General features: G+C 69.9%; 14 protein-coding genes. 11 read left to right on the top strand and 3 right to left on the bottom strand.

The genetic code is table 11. The annotated features are described in order from the left end of the window. The first annotated feature begins 81 nt into the window (after positions 1 to 81). A complete protein-coding gene (locus KCQ71_RS17090) occupies positions 82 to 1,278 on the top strand; it encodes an amidohydrolase family protein (RefSeq protein WP_308116653.1) in 1,197 nt (398 codons plus the stop codon). Positions 1,279 to 1,289: 11 nt separating this feature from the next. On the opposite strand, the gene KCQ71_RS17085 is transcribed toward KCQ71_RS17090, so the two are convergent. From KCQ71_RS17085 to KCQ71_RS17075, 3 genes are all read right to left on the bottom strand, one after another. Further along, positions 1,290 to 2,114: an SGNH/GDSL hydrolase family protein gene (locus tag KCQ71_RS17085; protein ID WP_223408081.1), complete on the bottom strand. Its 825-nt coding sequence runs from the start codon at positions 2,112 to 2,114 to the stop codon at positions 1,290 to 1,292. 100 nt (positions 2,115 to 2,214) lie between these two features. After that, positions 2,215 to 2,802, bottom strand: coding sequence for a TetR/AcrR family transcriptional regulator (locus tag KCQ71_RS17080; protein ID WP_223408080.1), 588 nt, complete (start codon positions 2,800 to 2,802; stop codon positions 2,215 to 2,217). Beyond that, entirely contained in the window at positions 2,795 to 3,670 is an 876-nt protein-coding gene (locus KCQ71_RS17075; RefSeq protein ID WP_223408078.1) for an alpha/beta fold hydrolase, read from the bottom strand. The genes KCQ71_RS17080 and KCQ71_RS17075 overlap by 8 nt, the downstream gene beginning before the upstream one ends. Positions 3,671 to 3,815: 145 nt before the next feature. On the opposite strand from KCQ71_RS17075, the gene KCQ71_RS17070 reads away from it, so the two are divergent. The 10 genes from KCQ71_RS17070 (at position 3,816) to KCQ71_RS17025 (ending at position 15,002) form a co-directional block, all read left to right on the top strand. Further along, a complete protein-coding gene (locus tag KCQ71_RS17070) occupies positions 3,816 to 5,369 on the top strand; it encodes a glycoside hydrolase family 140 protein (RefSeq protein WP_223408076.1) in 1,554 nt (517 codons plus the stop codon). Positions 5,370 to 5,446: 77 nt separating this feature from the next. After that, positions 5,447 to 6,706, top strand: coding sequence for an ABC transporter substrate-binding protein (locus tag KCQ71_RS17065; RefSeq protein WP_223408074.1), 1,260 nt, complete (start codon positions 5,447 to 5,449; stop codon positions 6,704 to 6,706). Between the two features lie 62 nt (positions 6,707 to 6,768). Beyond that, complete coding sequence (locus KCQ71_RS17060) at positions 6,769 to 7,698, top strand: carbohydrate ABC transporter permease (protein ID WP_223408072.1); 930 nt, start codon at positions 6,769 to 6,771, stop codon at positions 7,696 to 7,698. Continuing rightward, entirely contained in the window at positions 7,695 to 8,627 is a 933-nt protein-coding gene (locus KCQ71_RS17055) for a carbohydrate ABC transporter permease (RefSeq protein ID WP_223408070.1), read from the top strand. Before KCQ71_RS17060 ends, KCQ71_RS17055 begins: the two co-directional genes overlap by 4 nt. A gap of 21 nt (positions 8,628 to 8,648) precedes the next feature. Then, entirely contained in the window at positions 8,649 to 9,569 is a 921-nt protein-coding gene (locus KCQ71_RS17050; protein ID WP_223408068.1) for a nucleoside hydrolase, read from the top strand. A 123-nt stretch (positions 9,570 to 9,692) separates the two neighbouring features. Then, positions 9,693 to 10,565, top strand: coding sequence for a transketolase (locus tag KCQ71_RS17045; RefSeq protein ID WP_223408066.1), 873 nt, complete (start codon positions 9,693 to 9,695; stop codon positions 10,563 to 10,565). Continuing rightward, entirely contained in the window at positions 10,562 to 11,515 is a 954-nt protein-coding gene (locus tag KCQ71_RS17040) for a transketolase family protein (RefSeq protein WP_223408064.1), read from the top strand. The genes KCQ71_RS17045 and KCQ71_RS17040 overlap by 4 nt, the downstream gene beginning before the upstream one ends. Next, positions 11,512 to 13,002 (top strand): FGGY family carbohydrate kinase, encoded by a 1,491-nt coding sequence (locus KCQ71_RS17035; RefSeq protein ID WP_223408062.1) that lies wholly within the window; start codon positions 11,512 to 11,514, stop codon positions 13,000 to 13,002. The genes KCQ71_RS17040 and KCQ71_RS17035 overlap by 4 nt, the downstream gene beginning before the upstream one ends. Before the next feature lie 8 nt (positions 13,003 to 13,010). Further along, positions 13,011 to 13,991 (top strand): sugar phosphate isomerase/epimerase family protein, encoded by a 981-nt coding sequence (locus KCQ71_RS17030; RefSeq protein WP_223408060.1) that lies wholly within the window; start codon positions 13,011 to 13,013, stop codon positions 13,989 to 13,991. 33 nt (positions 13,992 to 14,024) lie between these two features. Next, positions 14,025 to 15,002: a sugar-binding transcriptional regulator gene (locus tag KCQ71_RS17025; protein WP_223408059.1), complete on the top strand. Its 978-nt coding sequence runs from the start codon at positions 14,025 to 14,027 to the stop codon at positions 15,000 to 15,002. Positions 15,003 to 15,057 lie beyond the last annotated feature (55 nt).

The raw sequence follows: 15,057 nt of genomic DNA, 5'->3' as shown, positions 1-15,057 counted from the left end.
GCGATGCGTCGTGCCTGGAAGGAGCCGGGCGCGATACTGGGGCGCGTGAGCCGGCCGTCGAGGCCGGCGGGGGAGGGAATCGTGACCATCATCCGCAATGTCCGCCCATGGGACGGACCGTCCAGCGACGTCCACATCACCGACACCCAGATCACGGCGATCACCGCGCACGACCCGGCCACCGCCGTCGGGCAGGAGACCGGGACCACCGCCGGCGGTGACGTCATCGACGGCGGCGGCCGGCTCGCCCTGCCGAGCATCGTGAACACGCACGCCCATGTGGACAAGTCGTGGCAGGGCCTGCCGTGGCAGTCCTACGGCGGCGAGGGCGGCACGGACGGCCGGATCCGACACGAGCGCGCGCGCCGGGGCGAGCTCGGCATCCCGGGTGTGGAGATCACCACCGCGGTGCTGCGGGAGTTCGTGCGGCACGGCACCACCGTGATGCGCACGCACGTGGACGTGGACCTCGGCGTCGCGCAGCGGGGCATCGACGTGGTCCGGGAGGCCGTCGCCTCCTTCGACGGCGCCGTCGAGGCGCAGATCGTCGCCTTCCCGCAGGACGGGGTGCTGCGGCGCGAGGGCGTGCTGGACCTGCTCGCCGAGTCGGCGCGGGCGGGCGCGGAGTACATCGGCGGCCTCGACCCGGCCACCATCGACCGGGACCCGGTCGGTCAGCTCGACGGCATCTTCGCGATCGCCGCCGAGCACGGCTGCGGCATCGACATCCACCTGCACGACCCGGCCGAGCTCGGCGCGTTCCAGTTCGAGCTGATCCTGGAGCGGACCGCGCGCTACGGGCTGGCCGGCCGGGTCAACGTGGCGCACGGGTTCGCGATCGCGCAGCTGCCGGCCTCCCGGCGCGCGGACCTGCTCGCGGCCATGGCCGAGCTCGACGTCACCATGACCACGGTCGCGCCGCTGCGGGTGCCGCAACTGCCGCTGCACGAGTTCGACGACGCCGGCGTCGCGTTCGGCTTCGGCACCGACGGCATCCGGGACCTGTGGTCGCCCTACGGGACCGGGGACACCCTCGGGATCGCATGGCAGTACGGCCGTGCCGCCGGGATCGTGCGCGACGAGGACCTGCTCCGGGTGATGCGGATCGCGACGTCGGCCGCCGCTCGGTTCGTGGGACGTGACGTCCACGATCTGGTCCCCGGCTCGCGCGCGGACCTGATCCTGCTGGACGCGGAGAACCCGATGGACGCACTCGTGCGCACCCCGCCGCGGGACCTGGTCATCGGTGGCGGGCGGGTGCTGCACAGCACGCTCTGAGCGCGCTGCGATCAGCGGGCGGGGTCGGAGTGGGCTGCGATGAGCCGGGTCAGGGCGAGGGCGATCGCGGTCATACCCGCGTCGTTGGGGTGGAACGACGCGCCGGTGCGGGTCAGGTCCGTGTGGAACGGCTGCACCCAGGGGTCCGAGGAGTCCCACGCGTGTGCGGCGCTGAGGGTGGAGGCGCGGACCAAGTCGGCGCCGGTGCGGTCCGCGGCATCCGTGAACGCCCGGGCGAGGGCCGCCTGGATGACGAGGAAGTCTCGGACCTCGTCCTCGGAGAACAGGGCGGACCGGCTCGAAACCGGGTCGAGCACGGTGAGGTAGTCGACCAGGATGACGCGCGCTCGGGAGGCCTTGCTGCGGGCGGCATCGACCACCCGCACCAGGCCGGCGGTCGCCCGTTCGACGTCCTCATCGCTCGGGAACGGGACGCCGTCGGGGAACACGCCATCCATGAGTTGCTGCGGGTCCGTGTGGGCCCAGGCGGTGTGCAGCAGCGCCGCCGAGAACTGGAGGTCGTTACCGCCGGCGGTGATCGTCACGATGTCGGTGTCCGCCGGCACCCGGTCGAGCTGAGGTCGCAGCGCCTGTCCCGGACCGGCCTCCTGCGGGGTGTCGAGGAGGTTCGCCGTGGTCGCACCCGACGTGGTGACGTCCACGAGGTCGGCGCCGATGCGGTCCGCGAGCTGATGGGCATAGTTCCGACCGGACCGCATGGCGATCGGGTCGATGAGGGGGTCGATGCCGGGTCCTGACGCGAACGAGCTGCCGAGGGCAGCGATCGACAAGGGGCGCCGGGTTCGCTCGCCCGGGGTGGGTTGGTCCGCCGACATGCCCGGGCTCCTCATCGGTGTGGTCTCGCGGGTGGCCGCTCGATGCCGCCTGCCGGTACCCCGAGCACGCGACGTCATTCTTCCCCACGCCCGGCTGCGATCAGTCTCGGGCGAGCTCCTCGAGGCCCCGCACCAGCATGATCACGAGCGCGTCGAAGCTGATGTCGAGATCGCGCGGGAGCCCGAAGCCGCCCTCCAGCTCGAGCAGCACGAACCCGTGGATCGCCGAACGGAACACGCGGATGGCGTCGATCGCCCGGTCCGGCGTGAAGTCGTAGCCGCGCAGGGCGCTCGTCGTGACCTCGAAGGTCTCTGCGCTCGCCTCGATGATCGCGGCATCCGCGGGCTCGTCCGGATCGCCGGCGTGCTGGGCGGCAAGGTACCGGGCGGGCGTTCCTTCCGCGAAGGCGCGCATACCTTCCGCGAGGGAGACGACGGCGTCCGCTCCGGCGCGCCCGACGGTCGCCCGGCTGAGCGCTCGGGTGAAGGCGCGGACCGACTCCAGAGCGACGTCCCGCCGCAGGTCCGCCAGCGAACCGACGTGCTTGTACAGGCTCGGCGTCGAGACGCCGTGCTTGGCGGCGACCGCGGCCAGGGTGAGGTTGTCGAAGGCCCGGGGCCCGCCCTCGTCGATGATGGCGAGGGCGGTCTCGGTCAGGGCCTTCCTGCTCAGGCCGGCCCTAGGCAACGGTGCCGCCAGTCGTCTGGGAGCCCGGGTTCTGGGCGGTCGGACGGACCTTGGACAGGAAGGACAGCGTCGCAGGTGCCACGAGGTCGGGGCGCTGGGCGTGCGGATAGTGGCCCGCGTCGGCGATCAGCGTGCCCTCGGCGTCGATCGCGGCAGTGGCCCAGGCGAGTTCGTCGGCGGGGGAGCGGAAGTCCGGGTCGTGGTCGCCGATGAGGACCAGTGCGGGCGCGGAGACCTCGGGCAGCCGCACCTCGACCTCCGAGTGGTTCAGTTGCACGGCCAGGTGGCGCAGCGAGCGCAGCCGGCCCGGCTCGCGGAGGCTGCTGCGGATGGCGCGCACGTGCTCGTCGAGCCACGGCGCCTTCGTCACCCTGTTGAGGCCGGCGTAGTAGGCGCCCCAGAACGCGGCACCCCACGGACGCGCGAACATCACGCGGTAGAGCACCCGCATGGCGGCCTGGGCGAACCGGTTGCTGATCGGCTCGCGCAGGAGCGGGCTGACCAGGACCATGCCGGCGACGGCGTCCGGACGCTCGGCGGCGGCCCACGCCGCCGCGGAGGCGCTCATCGAGTTGCCGATCACGATCGCCGGCTCGCCGAGCTCGTCGGCGAGGGCGAGGATGTCGGCGCCGGTCACGGCGTCGCCGTGCGTGGTGAACGTGGTGTCACTATCGCCGTGACCGCGCAGGTCCATGACGGCGAGGCGGTAGCCGGCCTCGGTGAGCGGCCCCGCGAGGTCGCGGTAGGCGGAGCGCAGGTCGCCCATCCCGGGGACGGCGATGACGAGCGGCCCGGTACCGGTCACGGTGTAGGCGAGCCTGCCCTCTGGTCGGGCGAGGTGGTGGATCTCGGCTTGGTTAATGTCCATACCCGTAAAGCTAATGGCATTAGCCGAGATGCGCAAGGGGTGGCGCGATGGCAGTGAGCGTTGACCGCAACAGATGCGCGCGCTATCTTCGTGCAAGAAGAACTACGCATGAATAGATATGCAAGACACCAAGGAAGGTGCCAGTGTGACCGAGGCAGACGGGGCCGTCGCCGTGTGGCGGGAGGTCGAGCTCGAGTTGCGTCTCGATGGTCGATGGACGAATGCCTACACCGATGTCGACGTGTTCGCCGAGTTCCGCCACGAGAGCGGCGAGCTCCTCATCCGGCCCGCGTTCTGGGACGGCGGCAACTCGTGGCGTGTTCGGTTCGCCGCCCCCGGCACCACCGGAACATGGACGTGGCGGGCCGTGGCCCCGAAGGGGATCTCGGTCGAACCGGCGTCGGGGTCGTTCGATGTCACCGGCCATCCTGCCGACGAGCCGCTCGAGTTCTACCGGAGCGGCTTCTGGCGGATGTCGGAGGGTGGACGGAACGTGGTCCACCCGAACGGGGCTCCGGATCTCATCGCCGCCGACACCGCATGGGCGTTGCCTTGGCGCGCGACCCTGCCGGATGTCGAGACCTACGCACGCGACCGCAGTGGTAAGGGCTTCAATGCCGTGCTGCTGATGAGCGTGCAGCCGGACATGGATGCCCGAGGTCCACGTGAGCGCACGTTGCCCGGCGGATTCGACGTCGGCTTCGAGGACCTGAGGGAGGGTCGCTTGGAGCAGGTGAACATCGACTACTTCCGGACCCTCGATGCCATCGTCGCCACCCTGCGTCGGCACGGCATCGTGCCGGTGTTGCAACCGGTCTTCCACGGGTTCGGCTGGAAGGGTCTGCGGGCGGCCGGGCCGCTGGTGCCCCCGGCCGACTACGCCCGCTACTGCCGGTTTCTCGTGGCCCGGTACGGTGCCGGGCCGGCGATCTACCTCGTGGGTGCGGACGGTGCCGGCACAGAGCCCCAGATCGAGGCGGGAGGCCGCGAGGTCGAGGAGTGGGACGCCTACGGGCAGCCGTGCGGCATCCACTACCGTCCGCACGCACGCAACGACGCGCACCAGGACGCGCACTGGTTGGACTTCCAGTGGAGCCAGACCGGGCACGGTGGTGAGCACGTGCCGGAGCGGGTCGCGGACCAGTGGCGCAACCTACCGGCGAAGGGCGTCGCCAACGGCGAGCCCAGCTATGAGAACACCGGCCGTACCGGACTGGCCTCGGGCTGGTGGCAGGGGCACGAGGCCTGGTCCAACCTCTGTGCCGGCGGCACGATGGGCGTCTTCTACGGCGCCGGAAGTCTGTGGCAGTGGAAGTTGGCGGCCGACGAGGCTGGTCACAGCGACTTCTTCAGCGCTCCCGGCGCGGGCTGGCGCGAGGCTCTCGACTTCGAGGGCTCGGCGTACGTGGGACTGGTCCGCACGGTGCTCGCCGGGCTGCCCTTCACGGACATGGCACCTGACTGGACCCAGGCTATCCAGCGGCGGGCGCTCACTGTCCCGGGCCGGCTGGCGATCTTCTACAACGAGATGGGTGGCCCGGTACTGCTCGCCGAGGACAACGACATCCCACTGCCCTACCGGGTGGTGGACCCGCGAACCGGCGCACAGCTCGCCGAGGGCCACCGCCGACCCGAGGACCGTGTCATACCCCACGACGGCGAGGGCCCGGCCGTCTTCATCTGTCAGGTGGCGTCCTGAGAGCAACCACCTCCCCCCGTTCGGCCGAACAGGGACAACACCCCCAACCCATCCCCAACACAGATTGGACTTCGAGGATGAAGTTTCGACAAGCACGCCCATTGGTCATCGGCGCCACCGCTGCGGCGCTACTCCTGGCCGGTTGCTCCGGATCTTCCGGCGGGGGTTCTGACGACTCCGTCGAGATCACGTGGTGGATGCTCACTCCGGAGGAGAGCGAGGTTGCCGCGTTCGACGCGCTGATCGAGGAGTTCGAGAGTGCCAACGAGGGCGTCACGATCAATCTCGAGACTCGCGCCACCGATCAGCACAAGGAAGCACTGCGAACCAGCGTCGGCACGTCCGGGGCGCCGGACATCTACTTCATGTGGACCGGGTACGGCCTCGGCGGGGAGTTCGTCGGGCTCGGAGCGAGCATGGACCTGACCGACGCGTACGCGGAGTACGGCTGGGAGGAACGCTTCGACGGGGCCACGATGGGTGCGATCACTCAGTACGGACAGTACGACGGGGTGCCCTGGACCTCTGCCGGTGAGTTCATCTACTACCACAAGGACCTGTTCGAGCAGGCCGGCCTCGAGGTGCCCGAGACCTACGACGCCTTCGTCGAGGTGGCCGAGACGCTCAGCGCGCAGGGCGTGACGCCGATCGAGTTCGGTGGCACCGTCAACTGGCATGTCATGCGCTTCCTGGACTCCCTGCTCGAGACGTCGTGCGGCGCGGACACCATGGACACGTTGCTCGCACTCGAGGGTGACTGGGGAGCCGAGGCCTGCGTGGAGGAAGCGTTCGCCGAGCTGAAGACGTGGGGCGACAACTACTTCAACGAGGGCTACCTCGGGATCGACAACCTCCAGTCCTCCCAACTCTTCTACACCGGTGACGCTGCCATGGCCTACGAGGGGGACTGGTTCAACGCCCAGATGGTCGACAACGGCGTGGACGTGGAGGAGATCGGGATCTTCGCCTTCCCCACGGACACGGGCCGGCTCTACGGGCTCAGCGAGGCCCTGTACGTCAGCCCGAACACCGAGCACCCGGACGAGGTCATGGCGTTCCTCGACTTCGTCAGTTCGGAGGAGTCCCAGAGCGAGATCGCCGGAGTCTTCGGCGCCCGGTCCGTCAACGTCAACGTGCCCGTCTCCGCGGACAACCCGCTGAACGCCGTGGTCGCCGAGCTTGCCGGTGAGGCCACCGGCAGCTATGTCAACAACGACCAGGCGCTCCCGCTGGACGTCACCACGGAGTACTGGCGGGTGCAGAACTCGGTGCTCACCGGCGACATCGACCCGGCCGACGCCGGGTCGACCCTCCAGGACTTCATTGACGCTCGTTGATCGTCCGAAGCGGGCGGGCTCGGCCTGCCGGGCCCGCCCGCAGGACTGGAGGTGACTCACGCATGACCACAGTCGTTCGAGAAGCGCGAGCGGGCAAGCGGATGAAACGGGGTGGATTCCGCTCGGCGCTGCCCTATCTCGCCCCTGCGCTCGTGCTGTACGGGGCGTTCCTGGTCTATCCGATCCTGGATGCGATCCGCCTCAGTTTCTTCTCCTGGGACGGGTTCAAGCTCTCGGAGCAGATCTTCGTCGGTCTGGACAACTACATCCGGGTGTTCACGAAGGACCCGGTCTTCGGCACGGCCTTCACGAACACCATCATCTGGACCGCTCTGTCGGTGGTGGTGCCGACGACCCTCGGCCTCGGACTGGCGATCGCGCTCAATCGTCCGATGCGCGGCCGCGGTGTGCTGCGCTCCATCTTCTACGTGTCCAACGTGCTCGCGCCGATCGCCGTGGCCACCGTGTGGAAGTGGATCTACAACCCCACGGTCGGCCTTCTCAACCAGGTACTCGAGGCGGTGGGCCTCGGGTCGTGGGCGCAGAACTGGCTCGGTACCCCGAGCTTCGCCCTCTACTCGGTGTTCGTGGCGTTCGTGTGGCAGGTGGCCGGCTTCAACATGGTCCTGTATCTGGCGGGGCTGCAGTCGGTACCGACCGAACTCGTCGACGCGGCCCGCGTCGACGGGGCCAACAGGTGGCAGGTCTTTCGCGCCGTCACGCTGCCGTCACTGCGCCCCACCACTCTCGTGGTCCTGGTCCTGACGATCATCCACGCCCTGAAGGTGTTCGACCTCATCGTCGGCATGACCGGCGGTGGCCCGGCCCAGTCGACACAGGTCTTGGCCCTGTGGTCCTACACGCAATCCTTCGGCAACCACAACTTCGGGCAGGGCAACGCGCTCGCCACGATCCTGCTCCTGGTGACCCTGCTGATCGTCGTGCCCTACATGCTCTGGAACATGCGGAGCCTGCGGGGAGGTGGACGATGACCACCTCGCAACTGCCTGGTTCGGCGCAACGATCCCGGGTGCAGTCGTCCTGGGGACGCCGCGACCCGTTGCCCGGCAACGCTTCGACGACCGGCCGGCGCGGTGGATTCCATCTCGGCCGTGCCCTGCTCACGCTCGGCCTCCTCCTCGGTGCGCTGATCTGGGTGGCGCCGTTCCTGTTCGTCTTCCTGACCTCTGTGAAGTCTCCGGCGGACATCAACGCGAACCCGGCCTGGGCGCTCCCGGCGATCTGGGAGTGGGGCAACTACGCGGATGCCATCGACCGGGGGAACCTGGTCACCACCGGGTTGAACTCGGCACTGATCACCGTGGTCAAGGTGCCTCTGGGGTTGGCCGTCTCCGCGCTGGCCGCCTACGCGCTCGCCCGCATCCGGTTCCGGTTCAACCTCGTCGTCACCGGGATCATCGCGCTCGGGGCCATGATCCCCGTGCAGATCGCCCTGGGCCCGCTGTTCGCCCTGATGCTCGAACTGGACCTGCTCAACAGCTGGCTCGGTCTCCTGTTCCCATATCTGGCATTCGGGCTCCCGTACCAGACGTTCGTTCTGTTCGGGTTCTTCTCAGCCATCCCGGACGATCTGGAGGAGGCCGCGCGCATCGACGGCGCGAGCACCTTTCGGATCTTCCGCAGCGTCATCCTCCCACTGGCCCGCGCTCCGCTCGCGGCCCTGCTCATCCTGGACTTCGTGGCGACCTGGAACGAATACCCGATGGCGACCACGCTCCTGCAACGGCAGGACTCGTGGACCGTGCCACTGGCCATCCAGAGCTTCAACTCGCAGTTCTCGAGTGACTACGGCGAACTCAACGCGTTCATCGTGATCACCATCATCCCGGTGCTGGTCGTCTACCTGACGTTCCAGCGCTACTTCGTCAACGGCGCCCTGGCCGGAGCGGTCAAGGGCTAGAGATCAAAGGAAACGTGACACATGGCGCAGACCCGACCCATCGGATCGCCCCGACGGCACCGCGCGATCATCAACACCGACGCGAAGAACGAGGCGGATGATCAGTTCGCGATCGTGCATGCCCTGCTCTCGCCGACCATCGACGTCCGTGGCCTGGTGGCCGCGCACTTCGGCACGGTGAGATCGCCGCGCAGCATGGAGGACTCCCGGGACGAGATCGACCTGATCCTCGAGCTGCTCGCGCTCGATCACGAGGTGCCGGTGGCGAACGGCGCTGGCCGGGCCATCCCGGACGTGAGCACGGCGGTCGATTCCCCGGGTGCTCGGATGATCATCGAGGAGGCGCACGCCGGGGGAGATGGGCCGCTCTACGTGGCGTTCCTCGGGCCGTTGACGGACATGGCGAGCGCGCTGCTGCTGGATCCCAGCATCCAGGACACCGACACGGTTGTGATCTGGATCGGCGGACACCACTACTACGACCCGATCTATCCCCTGGAGCCGAAGGTCGAGTTCAACCTCTCCAATGACATCGAGTCAGCCAATGTGGTGATGGCGTCGCGGCTGCCGGTGTGGCAGGTGCCGAGCTCGATCTACCGGCAGGTGTCCGTCGGCTACGCCGAGCTGGAGGAACGGGTCGCGCCGCACGGCCGGCTCGGGCGATACCTGGTGGACCAGCTGCATGAGTGGAACGCGACTCACCACGCGACCCCGATCGAGCACCGCTCGCTCGGAGACTCCCCGGCGATCGGCTTGATCCTGAACCCGAACAGCGCGCACTTCTCGTCCCGGCCCGCCCCGGTGTTCGCCGATGACGGGTCGACCGACGTCAGTCATGGGGGAGCCCGGAACGTCCTGGTAGCGGAGTCCTATGACACCCGCTGGCTGCTGGAGGACATGTTCCACAAGATCGCGCGGCACGCCCGCATGGGCTCGTCCTGACCGCACCCAGGCGGAGATCCGGCCGCCGTCCGGCCAAGCCCGGTGGACGCCGCAGGGATCGGCGTGCCATGCTTGAGCAGATTCATTCTTGTATGAATAGATATGCGAGGTAGCGCAGTGTTGGTGACCGACTCCCAGCAGGTGAGTGCTTGGCGTGTGGTGCGCGACGTCGTCGAGACGGGTTCGCCGGCTGAACGTGCCGCGGTCCTGGCAGAGCAGTCCCGACTGATCCGGCGATCCGTTCTCGCCATGATCGGTAGGGCGCAGGCCGGCCACATCGGCGGCGACTTCTCCGTCACGGACGTCCTCGCCACGCTCTATTTCGGGGTCCTCCGGATCGACCCGGCCCGGCCCGACGCCCCGGTCCGCGACCGGTTCATCCTGAGCAAGGGCCACTGCGCCGCGTCCCTGTACTCCACGCTCGCGTTCTCGGGCTATTTCGACCCCGCCGCGCTGGACACGTTCATGGGTCCCCACTCGCCGCTGAACGGACACCCGAACCGCGTCAAGGTGCCCGGCGTCGAGACGAACACCGGCCCCCTCGGGCACGGGCTACCCGTGGCTGTCGGGGAGGCCCTCGGCGCCCGTCTGCTCGGCCACGACAGCCGGGTCTTCGTGGTGTGCGGGGACGGGGAGATGCAGGAGGGCAGCAACTGGGAGGCGCTCATGTCCGCGGCCCACTACCGCCTGGCGAACCTGACCCTGGTGATCGACCGCAACCGGCTCCAACAGGGCGACCGCACCGAGGAGACCAACGCGCTCGACCCCCTGGCGGACAAGCTCGCCGCGTTCGGCTGGGAGGTGCGCGAGGTGGACGGCCACGACCACACCGCGCTCCTCGCCGCGTTCGCCCCCGCGGCGGGCACCCGACCCGTCGCGGTCATCGCCAACACCATCAAAGGCAGGGGCGTCTCCTTCATCGAGGACCGCGTGGAGTGGCACCACAAGGTGCCCAGCCCTGATCAGATCGCGCTCGCCCTGAAGGAGTTGGCATGACCCTCGCCGAGGCCGCTACAGCCGCCACCTACGACAACCGCGCCGCGTTCGCCGATGAACTGATCGAGAGGGCCCGCGCTGACGAGCGGGTGGTCGCCGTATGCAACGACTCGGTGGGCTCCTCGAACCTGGTCGCGTTCCGGCAGGAGTTCCCCGACCGCCTCATCAACGTCGGCATCGCCGAGCAGAACATGGTGGGCGTGGGTGCGGGACTCGCTGCCGCGGGCCTGATCCCATTCGTCTGCGCCGCGGGCCCTTTCCTCACCGGCCGTGCCCTCGAGCAGGTCAAGGCCGACGTCGTCTACAGCGCCCACAACGTGATCCTCTGCGGGATGAGTCCCGGTATGGCCTACGGCGAGCTCGGCCCCACGCACCACTCGGTCGAGGACCTGTCCTGGCTGCGTGCCCTGCCGGGCCTGGACATCGTGGTCCCAGCGGACCGGCACCAGACCCGCCAGGCCGTGCGCCAGGCCGCCGCGGATCCACGCCCGACCTATATCCGGGTCGGTCGCTACAAGGTCCCGGACGTCACCGCGCCCGGCGACCGTCTCGAGCGCGGTCGGTTCCAGCTCGCGCGTGAGGGCGCCGACGTCACCCTGATCGGCGCCGGCACCCTGGTCTCCCGGACCTTAGCCGCAGCCGACCTGCTGGCCGCCGACGGGATCGAGGCGCGTGTGCTCAACGCTGCCTACATCGCCCCGCTGGACGTCGAGGCCATCCGTGCCGCCGCACAGACGGGGGCGATCGTCACCGCCGAGGAGGCGAACATCTCCGGCGGCCTGGGCGCTGCCGTCGCGCTCACCGTGGCCGCACAGGGTGGCGGCCCGGTGGTGAGAACCTTGGGCCTGTCCGACTTCGCGCCGACGGGAAGCACCGACATGCTGCTCGAGTACTTCGGCCTCACCGCGCCCGCGATCGCAGCCGCCGCGCGGGAGGCGCTCGCGGTATGAGCAATGGGCCGATGCCCGACGGCGGAGCCGGGCCGGGCGTGATCGTCGCCATCGATCAGGGCACGTCCGCGACGAAGGCGATCGCGCTCGACGGCGCAGGTCGCCTGATCGCGTCCGTCACCACCTCGGTGGGTCAGTCGCACCCGCGGCCGGGCTGGGTGGAGCAGGACGCCGCCGAGATCCTCGCCGGGGTGCGCTCGGCCGTGGCCGAGCTGCTCGACCGGGTCGACGCGCCCGTGCTCGGCCTCGGGTTGAGCAGCCAGCGCGAGTCCGCGCTGCTGTGGGACACCCGGACCGGGGCGCCGCTCGGTCCGATGCTCGGCTGGCAGGACCGGCGCACCGCAACCGCGGCCGCCGGTCTCGCCGGGCACGAGGAACAGGTGCGCGAACGCAGCGGGCTGCCCATCGACCCGATGTTCTCCGCGCTCAAGCTCGCCTGGCTGCTCGACCGGGTGGACCCGGATCGCTCCCGCAGTGCCCGTGGCGAGATCGCCGCCGGCACCGTGGACTCCTGGCTCGTCCACGCCCTCACCGGCGAGCACCGGATCGAGATCGGCAACGCCAGCCGCACCCAGCTGCTGAACCTGGCCACCGGCGGCTGGGACGAGCACCTGCTGGAGATCTTCGGCGTGCCCGCCGCCGTGCTGCCGCGCGTGGTCGCCTCCACCGAGCCGACCCGCCCGATCGCCGAGTTCGGCGGCGCCCGGATCCACGCCGTGCTCGGCGACTCCCACTCCGCCCTCTACGCCCACGGCGTGCGTGAACCCGGCGCGGTGAAGGTCACCTACGGGACCGGGTCCTCGGTGATGGGGCTGCTGGCCGGTGACGGGCAGATCCCGCCCGGGCTCGTCGGCACGATCGCGTGGCAGTTGGGCGATGCTCCGCACCGACTCGCGTTCGAGGGCAACATCCTCGCCACCGGGGCCACCATGGCCTGGCTCTCGCGACTGCTCGGACGGCCGGTCCCGGACCTGGCGGCACTGGCCCGGACCGCCCCGGCCGACCACGGCGTGCACCTGGTACCCGCGTTCGCCGGCCTCGGCGCGCCGTACTGGGATCCGGGCGCCGGTGCGATCCTGACCGGGTTCGATCTCGGCACCGACGCCGCCGTCCTCGCCCGGGCGGGTGCCGAGTCGATCGCGCACCAGGTGGAGGACGTGCTCGCCGCCGCGGACACCGCCGGCCCGGTCACCGACGTGCTCGTGGACGGCGGCCCGTCCTCCGACGACTGGCTGATGCAGCTCCAGGCGGACGTCAGCCGCCGCCGGGTGCACCGCGGCGCCCGGGACTCGCTCTCGGCGTGCGGAGCCGGTCTGCTGGCGGCCGAGACCCTCGGCCTGAGGGTCCCGCCGGACGCGCCCGCGACCACCTTCACCCCGGCCATCCCGGCCGACCGGGCCGGCCCGCGCCGCGAGGCGTGGCGGCGAGCCGTCCGCCTGGCTCGCGCTACGCCGTCGGGCATCACCGCAGTCCCCACCACCACCTGAGGAGACCCATGAGCAACCAACGCTACGGCGCGGGCATCTGGCACTTCGCCACCTACGTGGACCGTTACGCCACCGACGGCTACGGCGAACCACGCACCATCCTGGACGCGATCGACCTCGCCGGGCAGGTGCGGGACCTGTCCGTCGTGGACCTGAACTACCCGTTCTTCGGCGGCGACTTCAGCAACGAGCAGGTGGGCACCGCACTGACGACGGCCGGGCTGGACGTCATCGGCATCACGCCGGAGATCTACACCCGGGCGTTCGCGAAGGGGTCGTTCACGAACCCGGACCCGGGCGTGCGTCGGCTGACCCACGAACTCGTCACCGAGGCCGCGGACGTGGTGCGCCACTTCGGCGCCGACTACGTCAAGCTCTGGCCGGGCCAGGACGGCTGGGACTACCCGTTCCAGGTGGACCACGGCGCGCTCTGGAAGGCCTCGCTCGACGGCGTCGGCGCGCTCGCGAGCGAGAACCCGGACCTGAAGTTCGTGATCGAGTACAAGCCGCGGGAGCCGCGCGTGCACATGAGCTTCGACTCGGTCTCGCGCACTCTGCTCGGCATCGAGCGGATCGGACTGCCGAACGTGGGCATCCTGCTGGACTTCGGGCACGCCCTGTTCGGCGGCGAGTCCCCGGCGGACTCGGCGCAGCTCGCGATCGACTACGGGCGCCTGTTCGGGATGGACGTCAACGACAACCTGCGGGGCTGGGACGACGACATGATCGCCGGCACGGTGCATCCGATCGAGCTGTTCGAGTTCTTCTACACGCTGCGCCGCAACAACTGGGCGGGCGTGTGGCAGCTCGACCAGTTCCCGTTCCGGGAGGACTCCGTGGCCGCCGCTGACCTGGCCATCGACTTCCTCAAGGCGGTGGAACGGGGCCTGGACAAGCTCGACGTGGCCGGTGTGGTCGAGGCACAGTCGCGGCACGACTCGATCACCGCGCTGCGGCTCGTTCAGCAGGCCCTGTTCACGTCCTACTGAGCGCCGATGACCACGGGCAGTAGTGTTCACGCCATGTCTTCCGGACCCGGCGGCGCGGGCCGCGTCTCGAGCGATCGGATGTCCCTGCTCGTCAAGATCGCGCGGATGTACCACGAGCAGGGGCTGCGCCAGCCGGAGATCGCCGACCGGCTGCACATCTCCCAGTCGAGGGTGTCCCGGTTCCTGAAGGAGGCCGTCTCGATCGGCATCGTGCGCACCGTCGTGGTGCCCCCACCCGGGGTGTTCTCCGAGCTGGAGGAGGCCGTCCGCGACCAGTACGGCCTGAGCGACGTGGTGGTGGCCGGGCCGTCCACCGACGACGACTCCGCGGTGCTCGCGGCCATCGGCGGCGCCGGCGCGGCCTACCTGGAGACCACCCTGATCGGGGCCGAGCGGGTGGGCATCTCGTCCTGGTCCGCGTCCCTGCTGGCCGTGGTCGAGGCGATGTCGCCGCGGGCCACCCGCACCGCCGACGTGGTGGTGCAGGTGCTCGGCGGGGTGGGGAACCCACGGGTGCAGGTGCAGGCCACCCGGCTCACCGACAGGCTCGCCCAGGTCACCGGCGGGACCGGCCTGTACTTCCCGGCACCCGGCGTGGTCTCCTCCTCGGCGGTGCGGGACGCGCTGCTCGCCGACCCCTACATCTCCGACGTCGCCGCCGCCTGGTCCTCGCTGAGCGTCGTCCTGGTGGGCATCGGGTCCGTGCAGCCCTCGCCGCTGCTGGTGTCCTCCGGGAACGCACTGCCCACCGCGGACCTGGACGCGCTGCGGACCGCCGGTGCCGTCGGGGATGTCTGCCTGCGCTTCTTCGACGCGGACGGCGCCCTCGTGGAGACCGACCTGCACGATCGGATCCTCGGTATCAGCGCCGACGCATTGCGGGCCATACCCCGCAAGATCGGGGTGGCCGGGGGGCCGCGCAAGTTCGAGGCCATCCGGGCAGCGGCGCGCGGCGGATGGATCGACGTGCTCATCACGGACAGCTTCACCGCCCGCCGCCTGGTGGACTGAGGCCTGGACCGGTGCGGGCCGCCGCTCGACGGCCTCGTGTCGCGGGCGCGTGCGG

Origin of the sequence: Occultella gossypii (assembly GCF_019947135.1) — a bacterium.
GTDB classification, from domain to species: Bacteria; Actinomycetota; Actinomycetes; order Actinomycetales; family Beutenbergiaceae; genus Occultella; species Occultella gossypii.
Note: the sequence above shows the minus strand (reverse complement) of the source record. Positions and strands in the feature narration are given on the sequence as shown.

Bases quoted from the DNA above. Each gene is read 5' to 3' on its own strand.
- KCQ71_RS17075 (WP_223408078.1), bottom strand. From the start codon at position 3,670: ATGGACATTAACCAAGCCGAGATCCACCACCTCGCCCGACCAGAGGGC.
- KCQ71_RS17035 (WP_223408062.1), top strand. From the start codon at position 11,512: ATGAGCAATGGGCCGATGCCCGACGGCGGAGCCGGGCCGGGCGTGATC.
- KCQ71_RS17055 (WP_223408070.1), top strand. From the start codon at position 7,695: ATGACCACCTCGCAACTGCCTGGTTCGGCGCAACGATCCCGGGTGCAG.
- KCQ71_RS17025 (WP_223408059.1), top strand. From the start codon at position 14,025: ATGTCTTCCGGACCCGGCGGCGCGGGCCGCGTCTCGAGCGATCGGATG.
- KCQ71_RS17060 (WP_223408072.1), top strand. From the start codon at position 6,769: ATGACCACAGTCGTTCGAGAAGCGCGAGCGGGCAAGCGGATGAAACGG.
- KCQ71_RS17050 (WP_223408068.1), top strand. From the start codon at position 8,649: ATGGCGCAGACCCGACCCATCGGATCGCCCCGACGGCACCGCGCGATC.
- KCQ71_RS17040 (WP_223408064.1), top strand. From the start codon at position 10,562: ATGACCCTCGCCGAGGCCGCTACAGCCGCCACCTACGACAACCGCGCC.
- KCQ71_RS17030 (WP_223408060.1), top strand. From the start codon at position 13,011: ATGAGCAACCAACGCTACGGCGCGGGCATCTGGCACTTCGCCACCTAC.
- KCQ71_RS17085 (WP_223408081.1), bottom strand. From the start codon at position 2,114: ATGTCGGCGGACCAACCCACCCCGGGCGAGCGAACCCGGCGCCCCTTG.
- KCQ71_RS17065 (WP_223408074.1), top strand. From the start codon at position 5,447: ATGAAGTTTCGACAAGCACGCCCATTGGTCATCGGCGCCACCGCTGCG.